Source organism: Pantoea sp. MBD-2R (assembly GCF_039134845.1).
GTDB lineage: Bacteria > Pseudomonadota > Gammaproteobacteria > Enterobacterales > Enterobacteriaceae > Erwinia.
In genome coordinates, this window is record NZ_CP152417.1 from 2,088,268 (window position 1) to 2,106,762 (window position 18,495).

At 53.2% G+C, this 18,495-nt stretch carries 15 protein-coding genes and 4 pseudogenes; 12 read left to right on the plus strand and 7 right to left on the minus strand.

Going from position 1 to position 18,495, the window contains the following annotated elements:
* The first annotated feature begins 196 nt into the window (after positions 1–196).
* Positions 197–475 (plus strand): contact-dependent growth inhibition system immunity protein, encoded by a 279-nt coding sequence (locus tag AAGQ96_RS09740; protein WP_342755387.1) that lies wholly within the window; start codon positions 197–199, stop codon positions 473–475.
* Positions 476–669: 194 nt separating this feature from the next.
* Here AAGQ96_RS09740 and AAGQ96_RS09745 read toward each other — a convergent pair.
* Positions 670–972, minus strand: a pseudogene (locus AAGQ96_RS09745) (integrase core domain-containing protein); the annotation flags it as partial.
* The gene (locus AAGQ96_RS09750; RefSeq protein ID WP_342755613.1) at positions 941–1,165 is read right to left on the minus strand and encodes a hypothetical protein; all 225 of its coding nucleotides are present in this window, start codon (positions 1,163–1,165) and stop codon (positions 941–943) included. The gene AAGQ96_RS09750 and the pseudogene AAGQ96_RS09745, both read right to left, overlap by 32 nt.
* Positions 1,166–1,201: 36 nt before the next feature.
* Here AAGQ96_RS09750 and AAGQ96_RS09755 point away from each other — a divergent pair, with 36 nt between their 5' ends.
* Positions 1,202–2,281: a VENN motif pre-toxin domain-containing protein gene (locus tag AAGQ96_RS09755; protein ID WP_342755545.1), complete on the plus strand. Its 1,080-nt coding sequence runs from the start codon at positions 1,202–1,204 to the stop codon at positions 2,279–2,281.
* Positions 2,278–2,778, plus strand: coding sequence for an immunity 42 family protein (locus tag AAGQ96_RS09760; RefSeq protein ID WP_342755388.1), 501 nt, complete (start codon positions 2,278–2,280; stop codon positions 2,776–2,778). The genes AAGQ96_RS09755 and AAGQ96_RS09760 overlap by 4 nt, the downstream gene beginning before the upstream one ends.
* A 46-nt stretch (positions 2,779–2,824) precedes the next feature.
* Here AAGQ96_RS09760 and AAGQ96_RS09765 read toward each other — a convergent pair whose 3' ends face one another.
* A complete protein-coding gene (locus AAGQ96_RS09765; RefSeq protein WP_342755389.1) occupies positions 2,825–3,028 on the minus strand; it encodes a hypothetical protein in 204 nt (67 codons plus the stop codon).
* Between the two features lie 27 nt (positions 3,029–3,055).
* Here AAGQ96_RS09765 and AAGQ96_RS09770 point away from each other — a divergent pair.
* A pseudogene (locus AAGQ96_RS09770) lies at positions 3,056–4,936 on the plus strand (VENN motif pre-toxin domain-containing protein); the annotation flags it as partial.
* 316 nt (positions 4,937–5,252) lie between these two features.
* Entirely contained in the window at positions 5,253–5,618 is a 366-nt protein-coding gene (gene cdiI, locus AAGQ96_RS09775; protein ID WP_342755390.1) for a ribonuclease toxin immunity protein CdiI, read from the plus strand.
* A 51-nt stretch (positions 5,619–5,669) separates the two neighbouring features.
* Here cdiI and AAGQ96_RS09780 read toward each other — a convergent pair whose 3' ends face one another.
* Positions 5,670–5,930: a SymE family type I addiction module toxin gene (locus AAGQ96_RS09780; RefSeq protein ID WP_342755391.1), complete on the minus strand. Its 261-nt coding sequence runs from the start codon at positions 5,928–5,930 to the stop codon at positions 5,670–5,672.
* 114 nt (positions 5,931–6,044) lie between these two features.
* Between AAGQ96_RS09780 and AAGQ96_RS09785 the strand changes: the two genes are divergently transcribed.
* The 4 genes from AAGQ96_RS09785 (at position 6,045) to AAGQ96_RS09800 (ending at position 8,567) form a co-directional block, all read left to right on the plus strand.
* Positions 6,045–6,374: a hypothetical protein gene (locus AAGQ96_RS09785; protein ID WP_342755392.1), complete on the plus strand. Its 330-nt coding sequence runs from the start codon at positions 6,045–6,047 to the stop codon at positions 6,372–6,374.
* A gap of 7 nt (positions 6,375–6,381) precedes the next feature.
* Positions 6,382–6,660, plus strand: a complete 279-nt coding sequence (locus tag AAGQ96_RS09790; RefSeq protein WP_342755393.1) for a hemagglutinin repeat-containing protein — start codon at positions 6,382–6,384, stop codon at positions 6,658–6,660.
* A gap of 61 nt (positions 6,661–6,721) precedes the next feature.
* Complete coding sequence (locus tag AAGQ96_RS09795) at positions 6,722–8,338, plus strand: VENN motif pre-toxin domain-containing protein (protein ID WP_342755394.1); 1,617 nt, start codon at positions 6,722–6,724, stop codon at positions 8,336–8,338.
* The gene (locus AAGQ96_RS09800; protein ID WP_342755395.1) at positions 8,319–8,567 is read left to right on the plus strand and encodes a hypothetical protein; all 249 of its coding nucleotides are present in this window, start codon (positions 8,319–8,321) and stop codon (positions 8,565–8,567) included. Before AAGQ96_RS09795 ends, AAGQ96_RS09800 begins: the two co-directional genes overlap by 20 nt.
* Positions 8,568–8,619: 52 nt before the next feature.
* Here the strand turns inward: AAGQ96_RS09800 and AAGQ96_RS09805 are convergent, their stop codons facing one another.
* Positions 8,620–8,733 carry a SymE family type I addiction module toxin gene (locus AAGQ96_RS09805; RefSeq protein ID WP_342755396.1) on the minus strand — a complete coding sequence of 38 codons (114 nt, stop codon included), beginning with the start codon at positions 8,731–8,733 and terminating at the stop codon, positions 8,620–8,622.
* Positions 8,724–9,026: pseudogene (locus AAGQ96_RS09810) on the minus strand (integrase core domain-containing protein); the annotation flags it as partial. The pseudogene AAGQ96_RS09810 and the gene AAGQ96_RS09805, both read right to left, overlap by 10 nt.
* Positions 9,027–9,078: 52 nt before the next feature.
* Between AAGQ96_RS09810 and AAGQ96_RS09815 the strand changes: the two are divergent.
* Together AAGQ96_RS09815 and imm40 are read left to right on the plus strand one after the other, a co-directional pair.
* Positions 9,079–9,540: pseudogene (locus AAGQ96_RS09815) on the plus strand (VENN motif pre-toxin domain-containing protein); the annotation flags it as partial.
* 770 nt (positions 9,541–10,310) lie between these two features.
* A complete protein-coding gene (gene imm40 / locus AAGQ96_RS09820; protein ID WP_147197585.1) occupies positions 10,311–10,610 on the plus strand; it encodes an Imm40 family immunity protein in 300 nt (99 codons plus the stop codon).
* 51 nt (positions 10,611–10,661) lie between these two features.
* Here the strand turns inward: imm40 and AAGQ96_RS09825 are convergent, their stop codons facing one another.
* Positions 10,662–10,868, minus strand: a complete 207-nt coding sequence (locus AAGQ96_RS09825; RefSeq protein ID WP_147197587.1) for a hypothetical protein — start codon at positions 10,866–10,868, stop codon at positions 10,662–10,664.
* A 1,261-nt stretch (positions 10,869–12,129) separates the two neighbouring features.
* On the opposite strand from AAGQ96_RS09825, the gene AAGQ96_RS09830 reads away from it, so the two are divergent.
* Entirely contained in the window at positions 12,130–18,483 is a 6,354-nt protein-coding gene (locus tag AAGQ96_RS09830) for an amino acid adenylation domain-containing protein (RefSeq protein ID WP_342755397.1), read from the plus strand.
* The last annotated feature ends 12 nt before the right edge of the window (positions 18,484–18,495 follow it).

Here is an 18,495-nt window from a genome sequence, read left to right on the forward strand (position 1 = left end):
GACGATCTGGCGATCAGGGAAGATTAATCTCGCAGCATCAAGAAAAATTCAATGTCGGTTAAGTTATACAGAAAGGTGATAGTGCATCTCATCTATCCAATAAAATAACTATAGTTATAGTTATAGATAGAGATCCGTTAATGCCAAATGGCTATCGGGTACATACTGCATATCCAAAATGATAACGGGGAAAAACATGGAATTTGAAAATATTGCCTATCTGTTAGGTGCTTATTTTCACCAAGATTGGTTCTATGATGCTCCAACTCCTGATGATGTAATTGGATATTTTGTTGAAAATGAATCGGCGGATAGAGTACTTGCTCTTAAACAGGAAATCAGCCAACTCTTAGCTAGTGATAATGTATCGATCTCAGATACTTTTATCATTGATAATAATGGATATTATGATCCTGGTGCAGACGGTTTAACTGTCCGTGAATGGTTGCAGAATATACAACATATTTTAGTTTAAAGTTTTATCAGTAGAAATCCCAGCCAATCGGCTGGGATTTCTACTTTATATGTCAGTCAGTTACTCTTCTCCCGCCAACTGGATAATCAGCTGTTTTGGTTCCGGGATCACCTCAATCTTCTGCACGGTATCAAAGCTAAAATCTGCCATCCAGTGGCCCTTCAGGGTGATGGACGGTTGTAAATAGACCCGTGTTAGTTCCACGCACTTTTTGAGATCCCAGCCAGATGGTGTTGTGATTCGTATTCCTCCGGTGTCAGGTTGTTCAGTCATTCATGTGGACGTTCACAGTTATATTCTGAAAGCCCCCGCTCTGTGATTTCTCGTACTTCGTTCAGCGTCCTGAACAGATAGAAATCGAGTATTTCAGTGCGGTATGTCCGGTTAAAGCGTTCAATAAATATATTCTGAGTCGTTTTGCCTGGTTCAATAAATTCCAGCCTCACTGCGTGAATTTCTGCCCACTCAGCCAGCGTTAGCGAAATAAATTCCGGGCCGAAGTGGAAAGCGTACAACGACGCGCTGACCGGCACTGACGGTTACAAAAACACCGAGGCGAAGTTCGGCACCGGCAGCGCCATCCAGCGCGGCATCCAGGCCGCCACGGCGGCGTTGCAGGGGCTGGTGGCAGGCAACGTGCAGGGCGCAATTGCGGGAGCCTCTGCCCCTTACCTGGCGGAGCTTATCCACAGGGAGACCATCACAACCGGTCCCGACGGAAAAGAGGTGGTTAACGAACCGGCCAGCCTGATAGCGCACGCGGTGCTGGGCGCCGTGGTGGCGCAGGTGCAGAACAACTCAGCGCTGGCAGGGGCAACAGGCGCGACGGCAGGCGAGTTTATCGCGCAGCAGCTTTATCCGGGCGTGGATCGTGATAAACTCAGCGAGGAGCAGAAGCAGATCGTCAGCGAGCTGGGCACGCTGGCGGCAGGGCTTGCAGGCGGTATAGCCGGAGACAGCACCGCCAGCGCGGTGGCGGGTGCGCAGGCCGGGAAGAATGCGGTTGAGAATAATGCGCTGAGTGTGCCGGGTAACAAATCCCGTGCTCAGGAAATGGCTCAATGTCAGGGCGGAGCCGCCTGCGAAAAAGATGTCATTGATAAGTACAAAAAAATCAATGCTGAGCAGCATGAAAGCGTAGTTGGATGTAAAGGCGCTCAGGACTGCGTTAATAAAGTTAGTGAAGTTAGTCAGTTACAAGCCGATTACGCCAGCCGTACCAATGAGTTGCTGGAGAAAGCGCGCACTGGTGGCGGATTAAGTCCGGCAGAACAGGACGAATTAGCTGTTCTTCAGGTGACGACCATCCAGCTTGAAACGGACAGAAACGCGGCGATCCATAACGCGCTGATGTCCGGTGATTCAGCGGAGGCGAAGCAGCTTGCTATCAATTCGTTAGCGCAGGCGGCAGGAACCAGTGCTGCTGGGATTGGGAAGGCGGGTAATCATTCATCTGGAATTAAAGATAATAGATTACCAATCCCTGAAGCAACAGTTGCAAACAATGGATTTAAAATTGAATCTAATCCCAAACATACGCCAGGTGCACCTGGTTCCAGACCTAGTGCAGGGATAGAACCAAAGAATTCTTTATCGCTCTTCGAGAATTCGATTGCTACAAAAGATCCTAAGATAAGACTATCAATTGATAATGATGGGAATATTCATCGATTCTTTAACACTAACAAAGATGGCTCTGGTACTTATCATTGGAGTGGCAGTACTGGTGATGGTAAAAATGCTTTAGGTAACAGAGAACTGGGTAGCTTCAATAAAGAAATTAAAGAATTAAAGGACAAAAAATGATCTTTGGTAAACCTTTTGAATTTGCTGTTTTTTATGAAATGTTAGAAAAAACAGAGGATAACTACTGGAAGTATGGGATCTTTAGTTTTTTTATTGAGGATGAAATCTATCCGTCGAAAGGATCAAATTATACATTACATATGGCTATTAATTATTTAAAAGATAGCCAGCAAGAAATAAATAGCTGTAAGAGTGTCGGGTTGTCCTTGTCAGAAGATGCGTCAGAGTTGATAACGCAGTTAGCTCATTCACATGGAATGCTTGTTGATAGTGATCCTGATGATCTTGAATTACCTGATTCTGAAGCGTTAGGCGTTTTTTTAAGCCCTGTTGAAATATCAGACGTTGGATTTTATTTGTTTTATTATCCTAAAGATAACGATGAAGAGTGTTTAATATACAGTTCAGATTATGGCAGCACAGCTAAAAAAACCACTTTAAAGAAAGGAACGGTCATTAACGTGATCCAAAAGCTTCCCTATCAAGAATCTGTATAGGTATAAATCCCAGCCCTCACGGCTGGGATTTTTACCTTATAACCAGTTAATTACTTCTGTGCATCGCCTGCCACTCACCCGTTCCCGGTGGCAGTGACCGCTTCTGCGGGGTCGTAATCACCTGGATAAACTCCGCGATCTGCCGCTGCTTACGGGCAGAGAGCTTTTTACAGGCCTGGCGTAACTGGGTCAGCACTTTCGGCTCTGCTGCCTTCGTGCTGGCGCTGGAGCAGGCTATGCGGATGGGCAACCGTTCATCATCCGCACGGAAACCACGCTGGATGCATGTCGTCAGCTAACGCTGAGCAGCCAGCAGGACAGCAACAGCTATGACGCGAAGCAGACCAGCGTCAGCGCGGGCGGCAGCTTTACCTTTGGCTCAATGAGCGGTTCGGCGTACCTCAGCGCTAACCGCGACAAAATGAAAAGCAACTACGACTCGGTGATTGAGCAGAGCGGGATCTTTGGCGGGCAGGACGGGTTTGATATCACCGTCGGCAACCACACGCAGCTGAACGGCGCGGTCATCGGTTCAACGGCAGCAGCGGAGAAGAATAAACTCGATACCGGCACGTTAGGGTTCGGGGATATTGAAAACAAAGCGGATTACAGTGTTGAGCACCAGAGCGTCGGTGTCAGCACCGGCGGCAGCATCGGCGACCAGTTTAAAGGGAACATGGCCGGCAACCTCCTGGCGGGACTGAACGGTTCGGACAGCGCCAGCTCGACCACCCACTCCGCCGTCAGCGAAGGCACGATTACTGTCCGTGACCGGGAAAAGCAGACACAGGATATTGCGCAGCTGAGTCGTGATGTGGAAAATGCGAATCCGGGTCTGGATAAAATCTTCGACGCGGAGAAGGAACGGAACCGGCTGAAGGCGGCGCAGCTCGTGGCGGAAATCGGGGCGCAGGCAATGGATATTGCCAGCACTGAGGGTCAGATAGCGGGCGAGAAAGCGAAGCGTGACCCGGCAGCGCTTGAGGCGGCAAAAGCGGCGCTGGTCGGGAAAGGTAACCTGAAGCCAAACGCCGACCAGATAGCGGAGCAGGCTTATAACACTGCGATGGCGCCGTTCGGCACGGGCAGCGCGCTGCAACAGGGACTCCAGGCGGCCACGGCGGCAATCCAGGGGCTGGCGGGCAGAAACATTGCTCAGGCTGTAAGCGGTGCGGCTGCACCGTATCTGGCGGAGCAGATACATAAGCTGACCACGGATGCGAACGGTAAGGTTAATACCGAAGCGAACCTGATGGCGCATGCGGTCGTTGGCGCAGTAACCGCTTACGCAGCAGGAAACAGCGCGCTGGCCGGGGCTTCGGGCGCGGTGATGGGCGAGTATATCGCGCAGCAGATGTATCCGGGAGTTGATCGTAAAGATCTGAGGGAGGATCACAGACAAACCATCAGTGCGCTTGGAACGCTGGCGGCGGGACTGGCGGGTGGCGTTGTTGGTGACAGCACGGCTGATGCTGTCGCGGGTGCTCAGGCCGGGAAGAATGCGGTTGAGCAGAATCACCTGCATGTGTCGGAGAAGACAGAACTTGAGCTGGCGAAGCAGAAACTCCAGAACAGCAAAGATCCGGCGGAGCGTGAGCAGGCTCAGCAGAAGATAAATGAGCTGAACGAACTGGATATCAGCCGCGACCAGAAAGTGCTGGATGCCTGCGGTAACGGCAATGCCGGAAGCGCGGCATGTGCCAGTGCAAGACTGGAAGTTATCGCGGTAAAAGGTGAATACGAAACCGGCTCCTATAACTCGAAGATCAGCCAGCAGTATGCAGACTCCTACGGTAAGATCGTTGACCTGCTGAATATCACCAGCGTTGATGCGCAGAATCAGCAGCAGGTGAAGGATGCGATGGTGAATTACGCCATGGTTCAGCTTGGCGTAGACAAAGCAACGGCAGAGCAGTACGTAACGACCTATGACGGGATGAAGATCGTTGCTGCTTCGATGTCGCCAGTGCTGGGAACGGCAGCGGCGAATAAACTCAGCGCGATGGTTAAAGAAGCTAACATTTATCCTTCGGGGGTTAGTTTTAAGGTTGACCAACCGAAACACTTAGCCACTGTTGATGGATTTACACAAAAATCAGGAATCTCAGGTGGCCATAATGCAAATGCTTTTTATGAGGCTGTAAACAATATGATGTAAAAATCATTAGTGAAACACCTACCGCGATAAAAGGCATTACAGAGATTAGATATCAAATACCTACTAAAGACCGTGCAGGAAATCTCACGGGAGAATATAAAAATAGTATTGAAACAAAAACCATTTACAATCCTAATATATTTACCGATCAGAAAATGTTAGAACTTGGACAACAAGCAGCAGCTAAAGGCTATAACGATGCAATGGCGAGTAAAAACGGGCAAGCTAGTGCAACTGTTGACGGCGTTAGCTTCAGAATATATGTAGATAAATCTACTGGAACAGTGCGAAACTTTCACCCTAACTGAGGCTAACAATGAAAAAAGAACTATTTAATCAACAGGATGAGAATGCAGGGTTAAATACAATTGTTATGTCCTATTTTGACAGGATTTATGAGGACAATAAATTTTTAGAAGCTATAGAATTATTGTCTAGAAAATGGACGTTAAATGTTGATGGTGCCTATTGCAACTTTCCAGATATGAATAGCTATGATGAAGAGGATCATTTTGAAGGTGTGCAATTTGCAATAGGTTATCCCTCTTCAGAAGATGATACCGTAATCGTCAGCGAAGAAATCTGCTATCAATATATCCGTTTAGCCTGCTCTAAATATCTTCATCTTCATCAAGAAGATACAGATAAAGTGAATGAATTACTGGCTAAGATCCCATCTTAAAACTTAAAACCCCAGCCCTCACGGCTGGGGTTTTCCTTTACAAACAGCTGGTTAATCCAGCCTGCACCACTCAACCATCCCTTCCGGGATCTTCCGCAGTCGCTTCTGCGGCGTGGCGATCACCTGGATAAACTCCGTAACCTGCTGCTGCTTACGTGCCGAAAGCTTTTTGCAGGCTTTACGCAGCATGGTCACCACTTCCGGTTCAGCGGGCGGTTCCGGCTGCGGCTCCAGCGCCGTCCCGGTATCAAATCCCGCCTCCACCAGCCAGTGGCCCTTCAGCGTAACAGCCGGAACGGTAATTCGCGTCACTGACATAACCGACGGTATAACAACGGGTTGTGAGTGTGCCTGTCTCTGGCTTATGACGTGTCTTAGTCATAATCAACTCCCTTATAGTTGCCTGTGGTCAGCACCGTGGGCAGCGTGAGCCTGACTGCGGGCAGCGCCATTAATTCGGCCGTCACCACCGTAAACGAGGCCACGAAAGAGAGCGACGGTCGCCTCGCGGCCTTACAGGGGGTGAAGGCGGCGCTCAGCGGGGTCAGCGCCACTCAGGCGGCCAGGCTGGATGCGGCCAGAGGTGACGACCCGGACAACAAGACGACCGCCGGCCTCAGCCTCTCTTACGGCAGCCAGTCCTCCAAATCACAAAGCACGCTTAACCAGAAAACGCAGCAGGAAAGCAGCCTGACGGCGGGCAGTAACCTGAGCATCACCGCCACCGGCAGCGGCGTACAGGGGGGAAAATGGTGATATCAGCGTGCAGGGAAGCCAGCTTCAGGCGGGTAAAGACATGCTGCTGTCGGCGAACCGCGACGTGAACCTGGTCTCCGCTGAAGAATCATCACAGACGCGCGGCAGCAACAGCAGCAAAGGCGGCAGCGTGGGCGTGGGTATCACCGCCGGCAGCGGCGGGACGGGCTTTAACGTGTCCGCCAGCGTCAGCGCAGGCAAAGGCCACGGGAATGCCGACAGCATAAGCCACCGGGAAACCGCAGCTGAACGGGGCGGTAATCGGCTCCACCGCAACGGCAGATAAAAACCGGCTGGATACCGGCACGCTGGGCTTCAGCGATATCGATAACCGCGCGGATTATAAGGTGCAGCACGTGGGCGGCAGCTTCAGCACCGGCGCACCGGCCGGCAGCCAGCTGCTGAGCAACATGACGTCCACGCTGCTCAGCGGCCTGGGCAGCAGCGGCCATGCGGAAGGCGTTACCCGCGCCGCCGTCTCTGAAGGCTCGGTGGTGATACGCGACCAGCGCGGGCAGCAGCAGGACGTCAGCCAGCTCAGCCGCGACGTGGCCAGTGCCAACGGCAGCATCAGCCCGATTTTCGACAGGGAAAAAGAGCAGAAGCGGTTGCAGACCGCGCAGCTGGTCGGCGAAATCGCGGGCAAGGCGATGGAGATGGCGCAGACCGAGGGCACCCTGCGCGCCACCGGGGCAGGCAAGGCTGAGCTGGCGAGAAAAGGCGTGCAGGAGCCGGGTGAAAAGGCCACCAGGGAAGAGTGGAAAGCGTACAACGACGCGCTGACCGGCACTGACGGTTACAAAAGCACCGAGGCGAAGTTCGGCACCGGCAGCGCCATCCAGCGCGGCATACAGGCCGCCACGGCGGCGTTGCAGGGCCTGGTGGCAGGCAACGTGCAGGGCGCAATTGCGGGAGCGTCAGCCCCTTACCTGGCGGAGCTTATCCACCGGGAGACCATCACAACCGGTCCCGACGGAAAAGAGGTGGTTAATGAACCGGCCAGCCTGATAGCGCACGCGGTGCTGGGCGCCGTGGTGGCGCAGATACAGAACAACTCAGCGCTGGCGGGGGCAACAGGCGCGACGGCAGGCGAGTTTATCGCGCAGCAGCTTTATCCGGGCGTGGATCGTGATAAGCTCAGCGAGGAGCAGAAGCAAATCGTCAGCGAGCTGGGCACGCTGGCGGCAGGGCTTGCAGGCGGCATAGCCGGAGACAGCACCGCCAGCGCGGTTGCGGGTGCGCAGGCCGGGAAGAATGCGGTTGAGAATAATGCGCTGTCGGGTCTGGAAGGATTCGGCACCGGCTTCCAGAATAATGTTCAGGCCCAGGGATCGCTGGTAAATAATACGAATCTTACTGATGAAAATGGCAAAGTGCTGAACCCAGCAACACCAAGGGAAATTAAGTATGCCTCAGATAAGCTGGTGACGGGCGAATTACCTGCCGGACAAAATGCGGTAACCGGCTTATTAACGGCGTGGGGGGCAGGCGCAACAACGGTCATGGCACCTGTCCTGTTGCCCGCTACAGCAACGGCGGGAAGTGTTATCGGTGCAGGTGCAATTGGCGGTTCGACAAATGTGTTTAATCAGTTGAACAGCGGGGGACCATTCAGTGCGACTGATGCGCTTTTAGCCACAGGTCTCAGTGGATTAACTCAGGGTAAAGGGTTCTGGTTCACTGAATTAGCAAGTATTACTGGTGCTTATATAGGCGCTAAATCGCAGGGGAAAGATGCTACAGCTCCGATGATCGGTGCAGGCTTGGGAACCCTTGGAGGTGCTACTATAGGAAAAGGTGTCGAACGACTACAAACTACAATTCCTCAATTTACTGTACCTAAAATAACAGGGGCGGTCGCTGAATCAGCCGGTTCTGAATATCTTGGAAGTTCCGCACAGAATCTAACCGAAAAAGTTCAGCAGAAATTTGAGAAAAATAGTTATGCAAAAGAAGAAAATTAAACTCTTGTTATTATTGGTCACATCATGGACAGTTGGCCTTTTCATTACTCTTGTGGGTGGTCGATTACTTATATCTCTGGCATCCTATTTTTTAGTGGGTGATTTTGATTTTGATAGAAATAACTTAATCAGAGGAACTGAAATATCAATAGGATACGGTATTATTATTGGCGTGGGGCAATGTCTCATGTCGAAAGAGAAACCAGCCTCGCCTTTAAATCCCAAGTGACATAGTAAAATCCCAGCCCTTGCGGCTGGGATCTTTTTATCTGTCAGTCCGATCACTCCTCAGCCAGCCGGATGATCAACTCGCCCTGCTCACAAGTCACCTCAACCTTTTTCCCCGTCTCAAAACCCAGCTCCTCCAACTGTAAATAGACCCGTGTTAGTTCCACGCACTTTTTGAGATCCCAGCCAGATGGTGTTGTGATTCGTATTCCTCCGGTGTCAGGTTGTTCAGTGATTCATGTGGACGTTCACAGTTATATTCTGAAAGCCCCCGCTCTGTGATTTCTCGTACTTCGTTCAGCGTCCTGAACAGATAGAAATCGAGTATTTCAGTGCGGTATGTCCGGTTAAAGCGTTCAATGAATATATTCTGAGTCGTTTTGCCTGGTTCAATAAATTCCAGCCTCACTGCGTGAATTTCTGCCCACTCAGCCAGCGTTAGCGAAATAAATTCCGGGCCGAAGTGGAAAGCGTACAACGACGCGCTGATCGGCACTGACGGTTACAAAAACACCGAGGCGAAGTTCGGCACCGGCAGCGCCATCCAGGCCGCCACGGCGGCGTTGCAGGGGCTGGTGGCAGGCAACGTTCAGGGCGCAATTGCGGGAGCCTCTGCCCCTTACCTGGCGGAGCTTATCCACAGGGAGACCATCACAACCGGTCCCGACGGAAAAGAGGTGGTTAACGAACCGGCCAACCTGATAGCGCACGCGGTGCTGGGCGCCGTGGTGGCGCAGATACAGAACAACTCAGCGCTGGCGGGGGCAACAGGCGCGACGGCAGGCGAGTTTATCGCGCAGCAGCTTTATCCGGGCGTGGATCGTGATAAACTCAGCGAAGGGCAGAAGCAGATCGTCAGCGAGCTGGGCACGCTGGCGGCAGGGCTTGCAGGCGGTATCGCCGGAGACAGCACCGCCAGCGCGGTGGCGGGTGCGCAGGCCGGGAAGAATGCGGTAGAGAATAACAACCTGGCCGTACTGGGCCAGGGAGTAAGGCTTGTCGCACAAGGATGCACTAAAGTCGCGGCCTGTCGTAATGCGCTGATAGAAAAAGGTCTGGGAAGCCTGCTGGGGATTAGTACCGCAGTCACCGTGCTGGATAAGCTTTCAGATACTGATAAAGAGTATGTATTGGGCGTTGCCGCAACGGGCCGTGCCGATTTGATAGAAAAACTGACGCCAGAGCAGCGTGAAGCTTATAATTACATGGTTGCTCAGGATCAAAAAGGACTAGTCACTATCTTCCCTCAGCCGGACAGGGATGTGACGGGTGGCAGGCTGATTAGTCCGGCGCAGGATGAAAACAAGGGAACGTCGCTGGTTACGCCGGATCGGTCTGGCAGTAATAGTTCTATTATTACTATATCCCCTGAAACCCAGCCGGGAAAAAATGATGGGATATTCATTAACCCCAAACCGGTAGAAAATACTGGCAGCAGCTATATTTCTGAATCTTCTGGTAAGAGCAGTGCTGGCGACTTCTTTACGGGAACGACCTATACAGATAAAGTCAAACAACAAGCGTCTTCTGGAGACTTTCATTCCTTCCCTGAATCTGTAGATGGCCATGCTAATCAGGGGACAGTATCAGTAATTACAGGAGGCGATGGCGTAGAGCGCCTGAGGCTCGAGATATCAGGCAGTTACCGTGGGAAAGAAGGTATATTCGAATATATACGTGAACCAAATGGTTCTATAAATCACCGGCTTTTTGTTCCTAAAAAATAAATGGAAATGGAAAAATAATGATTAATAAAATCCTGGAGTTGTATTCACGTTGTGGAAAAAGCCTTTTGGAGAATGGGATTCATGATGCAGTTCTACCAATATCTGTAGCGGATGAGGCATTAGAACTCTTTTCAGATGCGAAATGGACAGTTCTTGGTGGAGATGTCTATCAACATGAAAATAATGAAATGAAAAATTTTTATGCTGATTGGTATTGTAATTTAGTGGATCCTTATGAGAGCTGTGATTACGCAAGAGAGCATTTAAGAAAATTAAAAAGTGACAATATTTTTATCTCTTTCACAATAAAAAACTGAATAAATCCCAGCCGGTCAGCTGGGTTTTTACTTTAAAAACAGCTACTTAATCTAAATTAATCGCCACTCAATTATCCCATCTGGGATCTTCCGTGGCCATTTCTGCGGCGTGGCGATAACCTGAATAAACTCTTCGATCAGCTGCTGCTTACACACCGTTAGCTTCTTGCAGGCCTTGCGCAGTGTGGTCACCACGTCCGGTTCTGCTGGCAGTTCCGGCTGCGGCTCATGGCGGGTAATAATCAGGCAATCCTGCATCACCTCCTTACGTCAAAAGGTGTGCCGGTCATAAATTTCGTCTCAACCAGCCAGTTCACTCCAGGGGAGCGACCAATATAGGCTCAAACGCTCACTGCTCCGGGCGTATCCCACAATATAACTCCTTGTTGTTATGGTTATATGCGTAACTGGCTAAAAAAATTGTTCAGCATATTGATGCCTGCCGGAAGATCGCTAACACCTCATAACAGTGGCTGACGTTGGTGATTAATCAAACGATGTAGTAGTAAATCATATCCGCAGGAGCATATCACAGATTAGCCGCCTAGGTGATGCGTGAACCGATGTGGGAATACATCCGGCGCCAGGATGAGAGTCGGGCTTACGTGGAGAGTGCTGATTCATACCATACGATACAATAATGCGTTACCATTCCGGTTGAACATTTTTAGTGGCAGATCGGTCATATCTCACCTTACTTATTCAGCAGGCAGCGAATTTCCAAGAAATTTAAAACACCCTCCCGAATTATCCCCTCTTTCTATCCTTTGATATCAAATTACCCCTTTGCTTCGCGGTAGCATGCAAAAACAGACGTGTGCATAAATTAACCAGTAGCGCATTTATTAAGCAATATAAAAACTATCTATTGTCCTAATGCAAAAAAATTCCATCGACAGGGGAAAAAATTTCCCGGCTGATAAGGCGTTATTTTTTTATAGGGAAAATCTTAAAAACGGATTAACGCAATTACAGCCTCTAAAGCCCTTACAAAAATGCTCTTCAGCCAGCCTGGATAGCGGGTTACAGCGTAATACGTATTAGAGAATTTGTATAAACAGGAGCCTCAGGGAAAAATTGTTCTTATACGAAAGGCCTTGCTGACATATTTACGTCATTCTCAAGGTGTAAAACGTTAAGCAGATAAATTATATAGGGAATTTTATTTTTGCTGGTTGAAAAGGCCTTAAGTTATTGAGCTTATACCTGAAAACCTCGACGAACAGGCACCTTGAAAAATAATAAAAAATTTTGATATTTGGCGCTTTACGCAGTTAAAAAGAGTTGATAGTGTTTAGAAAAATTTTAGTCTTATTGTTTGCGTAATTGTTGATTATTCCTTGTTTTACATGTGGTTGTGCTGAGCCCCTGTTCCGCTATTGGCAAATCCCAAGCGCTTAAAACAAATAAGCATAAACATTACTGATATTTAAAAAATTCCATCAGATTAGATCCACTAATCATTGTGGTCGCGATCGTGCTGTGACGGCGAATCTGTTTACCAAAAAGGTGAATGTGCATGTTGCTCGATAAACAGGCTGAAATTCTTACCAAACAAGCGTTGTATCCATCAGAGGCGCTGTTCAATATCGGCGCGATTATTGATATCAGAGGGCCTTTTGACGAAGGTCGAATGCGTGAGGCCGATCGGGCAGTAAAACGAGATCCCGCCCTGCGTTCAGCCTTGTCTGTGACTGCCTGGGAGCCTGAAATCATCACGCTTGATGACCACAGCACCCCGCTGGAAGTGCTGGATCTCTCCGGCCACGATGATCCTTTCCAATCCGCTATTTCCTGTATTGATCAGCGTCTGCAACAGACCTTTCCTTTTGACGGAAAAACGGCCCTGTTGCGTCATACGTTAATACGTATTGCAAAAGATCATCATTTGATGGTGGGGTTCTACCATCATTTAGCCTACGATGGTTGGGCTACTTCCCTGATTTATCAGCGTTTAGCCGCATTTTATAACGGCACTGCTCAGGGCGAGTTCGGCAGCAGCGTTTTACCCTTAAGTCTGCAAGAGCAATTTAACGCTGAGCGGGAGTATAAAAACTCGCGCTTATTTGCAACCGACCAGACATATTGGCAGGCAAGGCTGACGGGTTATGACACCACGCTGTTTCCGCAAGGATGCAGAGAGGTGACCGCGCGACGTCACTCGTTTACCGTTGAGCCCCATCATCGCGACAAGTTGCAGGCGCTTGCGCTCAGTTCAGGCGGAACGCTTTTTCAGGCGCTGACAGGCATTACTGCCACCTTCCTTTTCCGGACGTTTGGCGTTGATGATATTGTTCTCGGTTTACCCGTGCTAAACCGTCGGTCGGCCCGCGCCAAACAGACGTGTGGTTTGTTTGCTAACGTTCTGCCTTTTCGCCTTCAGAGAAAATCGCGCGACACCTTTAGTAGCCTTTTAAAAAATATTAACGCTCTGCTTAAAGCTGATTATCGGCACCAGCGCTTTCCTGCTAATCAGTTATTAAGAGGCGGCGTATCGTATGAAGCGAGCCTTTCCTATGAAAAACATGATTACAGTGCGGCTTACGAGGGGACTGATACCCGGCTGACGGTATTATCAAGTCCTTCTCAGGATTATCCTTTAAAGATCTTTATTCGCGATTATGACGCAGAAAGACCACTCACAATCGATATCGATTACAACGTCTCTGCCTTCAGCGAAATAGATATCGAGCGTGTATTTTCCGATTTTGAAAATATCCTGGATAACTGTATCGCTTTCCCCGAAAGAGAATTGTTTAGCAGCAGTCAAATAACGCCTGCAAAAGCTGCTTTTGCCCAGCCAACTGTCACCGACGATCTCTGTACTCAGTTTGAACTGGCAGCAACACGCTATGCCGGACGGGTGGCAATCAGCTGCGACGGCCAGCAGCTCACTTATGCCGAACTTGACCAGGCGGCGAACGCGCTGGCATGGCGGCTGCGCGAGCGGGGGATTGGCGCCGGGCAGCAGGAAAGCCTGGTCGGGCTGAGCGTGGAGCGCGGTCCCGGCCTGCTGGTCGGCATCCTCGGCATTCTCAAGGCAGGCGGGGCGTACGTGCCGCTGGATCCGGTTTATCCGGCCGAACGTCTTTCTTTCCTTGTGGCCGACAGCGGCATACGGGTGGTGGTGGCCGACGAAGCGGGCCTGACGGCAATGGCCGGACAGGACGTGCAGCGGGTCGGGCTGGCGACGGAAGGCTTAAACCCGACGGGCGAGGAGGCGAGGGATGCACGCCTGTCGGGCAGCTCGAATCGTACGAACGAAGCGGCACCGCCGCGTTCCCTGCATCCGCAGCAGGCGGCGTACGTTATCTACACTTCCGGCTCCACCGGCCAGCCTAAGGGCTGCGTGGTGACGCATGCCAACGTGTCGCGACTGTTTACCGCCACCGCGCATTATGAGTTCGGCGAGTCGGACGTCTGGACGCTGTTCCACTCCTATGCCTTTGATTTCTCGGTCTGGGAGATTTGGGGCGCGCTGCTGCACGGCGGACGGCTGGTGGTGGTGCCTTATCTGAGCAGCCGTGACCCGGAACAGTTTGCACAGCTGCTGGAAGAGGAGGCGGTGACGGTGCTGAGCCAGACGCCGGCGGCCTTCCGCCAGCTGGTTGCCGCTTCTGCCCGTCAGACCTTCCCGGCGCTGCGGCTGGTCTTCTTCGGTGGCGAGGCGCTGGAGCCCGGCAGCCTGCGGCCGTGGTACGCGCGGCACGGTGAGCGGGTGCGGCTGGTGAATATGTACGGCATTACCGAAACCACCGTACACGTTACCGAATACGCGCTCTGTGCTGCTGATAGCGAAAAACCGGCAAGCGCGATTGGCGAACCCCTGGCGGATCTGCACGTTCAGGTGCTGGACCGCTACGGCGAGCCGGTACAGGCTGGCGTAACGGGAGAAATGTACGTGGGCGGTGCAGGCGTGACGCGGGGCTATCTGGGCCGCGCGGCGCTGACGGCGCAGCGTTTTGTGCCGGACCCCTGGGGCTCGCCAGGCTCAAGGCTTTACCGCTCGGGCGACCTGGCGCGGCGGCTGGCGGATGGAAACCTGATCTATCAGGGACGTGCGGACCAGCAGCTGAAGCTGCGCGGTTTCCGCATTGAACCGGGCGAGATCGAAGCGGCGCTGCGTGAAGAGGCGGGCGTCCGCGACGCGGCGGTGCTGCTGGACACGCCGGAGCAGGGCCAGCCACGGCTGGTGGCTTACGTGGTGGGCGGAGAAAATTCGCAGGCGTTGCGTGAAGCGCTGTCGGCCCGGCTGCCCGCGCACATGGTGCCTGCGGTGATAATGCCGCTGGCGCAGCTGCCGCTGACCGCGCACGGCAAGCTTGACCGCCGGGCGCTGCCAAAGCCGGAAATCGCGGTCGCCGACGGGGCGGGCGCAAGAAACGAGGTTGAACAGACGCTGGCCCGGATCTGGAGCGAGGTGCTGAACATCCCTGAACCGGGCATTGACGAAAACTTCTTTGCGCTGGGCGGCGACAGCATCAATTCACTCCAGGTTATCGCCAAAGCGAGAGCGGCGGGGATCAACGTGACTATTGAAGGTTTTTTAGCCGCGCAATATATCCGTAAAATCGCGGCGGGCGTAAAAAATAATGATACGGCCAGTAACGATGAGAGCCTGACATCCCCGTTTAGCTTGCTGTCGGCATCGGACCGTGCGCTTCTGCCGGACAACGTCGATGATGCTTTCCCTTTATCCAGATTGCAGGCCGGAATGCTGTTTCATTCCACGCTTGCGGAAGAAGGGGCTATTTTTCATGACGTTTTTACCTTCCGGTTACGCATGCCGTGGGATGAGCAGGCGTGGCGTCATGCGCTCGAGCGGCTGCCTTCTTTCCATACGCCGTTGAGAACCTCTTTCCACTGGACGGGTTATAGCGAACCAATCCAGATTATTCATTCATCAGCCGAAATTGCGTATCAAATTATTGACCTGCGCCCGCTGGCGACGGAACAACGGGAACGCGAAATCGCTGCTTTTATTGCTGAAAGCAAGTCATATCATTTTGAACCGGCCGTTGGGCGCATGTTCCGCGTGAGCCTGCACCGGCATACCGATGAAGAATTGCAGCTTACCCTTGATTTCCATCACGCGATTTTCGATGGCTGGAGCGTTGCTACCCTGCTGAGTAGCTTAATTCACAGCGTTACCAACGCGGATGCCAGCGTTGCTCAAACCCTCTCTGATACTTCAGCTAATACCGCTTTCGTGGCGCTGGAACGCCAGGCCGAGGCTGACCAGCACCTCATTGAGACATGGCGCAAACGCGTCTCGGACGTAGCGCCGACGCTGCTTGGTAGAGATGTTTCGGGCGAAGCAGCAACCGCAACGCGCCAGGTCAGGCGCAAAGTGTTCCGCCTGCCCGATCCTTTAGCAAACCAGCTTAAACAACGCGCTACGGATTTGGCGATTCCCCTGAAAATCGTTTTGCTGACGGCACACCTGAGCGCGTTAGCAAAAATCAGCGGCGGAGCAGTGACCACCAGCGGTTACGTTACCCATGGCCGTACGGCAGGCGCGGATAAGGCTGTCGGCCTCTTTTTGAATACTCTCCCTTTCAGCGTGGCGCTGCCGCCAGCCAGCTGGCGCGAACTGACAGAGTTGATAGCCGCCGAAGAACGGGGGCTTCAGTCAATACGCCGCCTGCCGGCCGCTGTCATTAAGTCACTTAACAGCGGCATGCAGCTCTATAACGTCAGTTTTAACTACATCCATTTTCACATCTATGGCGGCCTGCTTGATCTGCCTGATTTCCAGGTTGTGGATGTTGATATTTATGAAGAAACCGATTTTCCGCTCCTCGCCCAGTATTCGCAGGATCCTTTTGATGGCTCACTGGAAATCACCCTGGTTTCCGATCCCGCTGTTGTGGCTGACTGGCAGGTTGAACAGTTTGGCGAGTTTGTCATGCACGCTGTGGAGGCCATCGCCAACAGGCCAGATACCCGCTGGTATGCCAGCCTTCAGCCAAAAACAGTCGTGCCCCACTCAGAAAATTCGGTGAAAGCCGTTTTCGACCTCTGTACTCTGTTTGAACTGGCAGCAACGCGCTACGCCGATCGGGTGGCGGTCAGCAGCGACGGCCAGCAGCTCACCTATGCCGAACTTGACCGGGCGGCCAACGCGCTGGCATGGCGGCTGCGCGAGCGGGGGATCGGCGCCGGACAGCAGGAAAGCCTGGTCGGGCTGAGCGTGGAGCGCGGTCCCGGCCTGCTGGTCGGTATCCTCGGCATTCTCAAGGCGGGCGGGGCGTACGTGCCGCTGGATCCGGTTTATCCGGCTGAACGCCTCTCCTTCCTGACCGCTAACAGCGGCGTCCGGGTGGTGGTGGCTGACGAAGCGGGCCTGACGGCGATGGCCGGGCAGGATGTACAACGGGTCGGGCTGGCGGAAGGCGTGAGCCAGACGAATGCAGCGTCGGCGGGCGTGAGCCCGTCGGACAGCGCCGATCCTGCGCACAACGCGCCGCCGCCGCGCTCCCTGCATCCACAGCAGGCGGCGTACGTTATCTACACCTCAGGTTCCACCGGCCAGCCCAAGGGCTGCGTGGTGACGCATGCCAACGTGACGCGGCTGTTTAGCGCCACCGCGCATTATGCGTTCAGCGAGTCGGACGTCTGGACGCTGTTCCACTCATACGCCTTTGATTTCTCAGTCTGGGAAATCTGGGGCGCGCTAATGCACGGCGGACGGCTGGTGGTGGTGCCTTACCTGAGCAGCCGTGACCCGGAACAGTTTGCACTGCTGCTGGAAGAGGAGACGGTGACGGTGCTGAGCCAGACGCCGGCGGCCTTCCGCCAGCTGGTTGCCGCTTCTGCCCGTCAGACCTTCCCGGCGCTGCGGCTGGTCTTCTTCGGTGGCGAGGCGCTGGAGCCGGGCAGCCTGCGGCCGTGGTACGCGCGGCACGGTGAGCGGGTGCGGCTGGTGAATATGTACGGCATCACCGAAACCACCGTACACGTTACCGAACACACACTCCCGGCGGCCAGCGTCGACCAACCGGCAGGCGCGATCGGCGAAGCGCTGGCGGATCTGCACGTTCAGGTGCTGGACCGTTACGGCGAGCCGGTGCCTTTGGGCGTGGCGGGAGAAATGTACGTGGGCGGTGCAGGCGTGACGCGGGGCTATCTGGGCCGCGCGGCGCTGACGGCGCAGCGTTTTGTGCCGGACCCCTGGGGCGCGCCAGGCTCAAGGCTTTACCGCTCGGGCGACCTGGCGCGGCGGCTGGCGGACGGAAACCTGATCTATCAGGGGCGTGCGGACCAGCAGCTGAAGCTGCGCGGATTCCGTATCGAACCGGGCGAGATCGAAGCGGCGCTGCGTGAAGAAGCGGGCGTCCGCGACGCGGCGGTGCTGCTGGACACGCCGGAGCAGGGCCAGCCTCGGCTGGTGGTTTACGTGGTGGGCGGAGACAATCCGCAGGCGTTGCGTGAGGCGCTCTCAAAGCGTCTGCCGGAACATATGGTGCCTGCGGTGATAATGCCGCTGGCGCAGCTGCCGCTGACCGCGCACGGCAAGCTCGACCGCCGGGCGCTGCCAAAGCCAGAAATTGCTCTGCGCTCAAACGAAGAGGGCTATCAATCCACTCTTGAAAAAGAAATTGCCGGGTTATTGGGTAGCGTGCTTGGGCTGTCTGGCCTGGGACGTCATCAGAGCTTTTTAGAAACCGGCGGCGATTCAATCCTGGCGACTCAGGCGTTATTCCGTCTGCGTGAACGTTATGGGGTTGAACTGCCCCTGCGTCATATTTTTGAAGCGGGGACGGTCGCCGCACTGGCAGAAAAAATCACGGCGCTTCGGCAGATTAATAATGGGGAGCGCCAGAACACGCATTCAGCTCCGCTTCTGCCATCACGACGTCGTCAAAAATGAATGACAAATTTA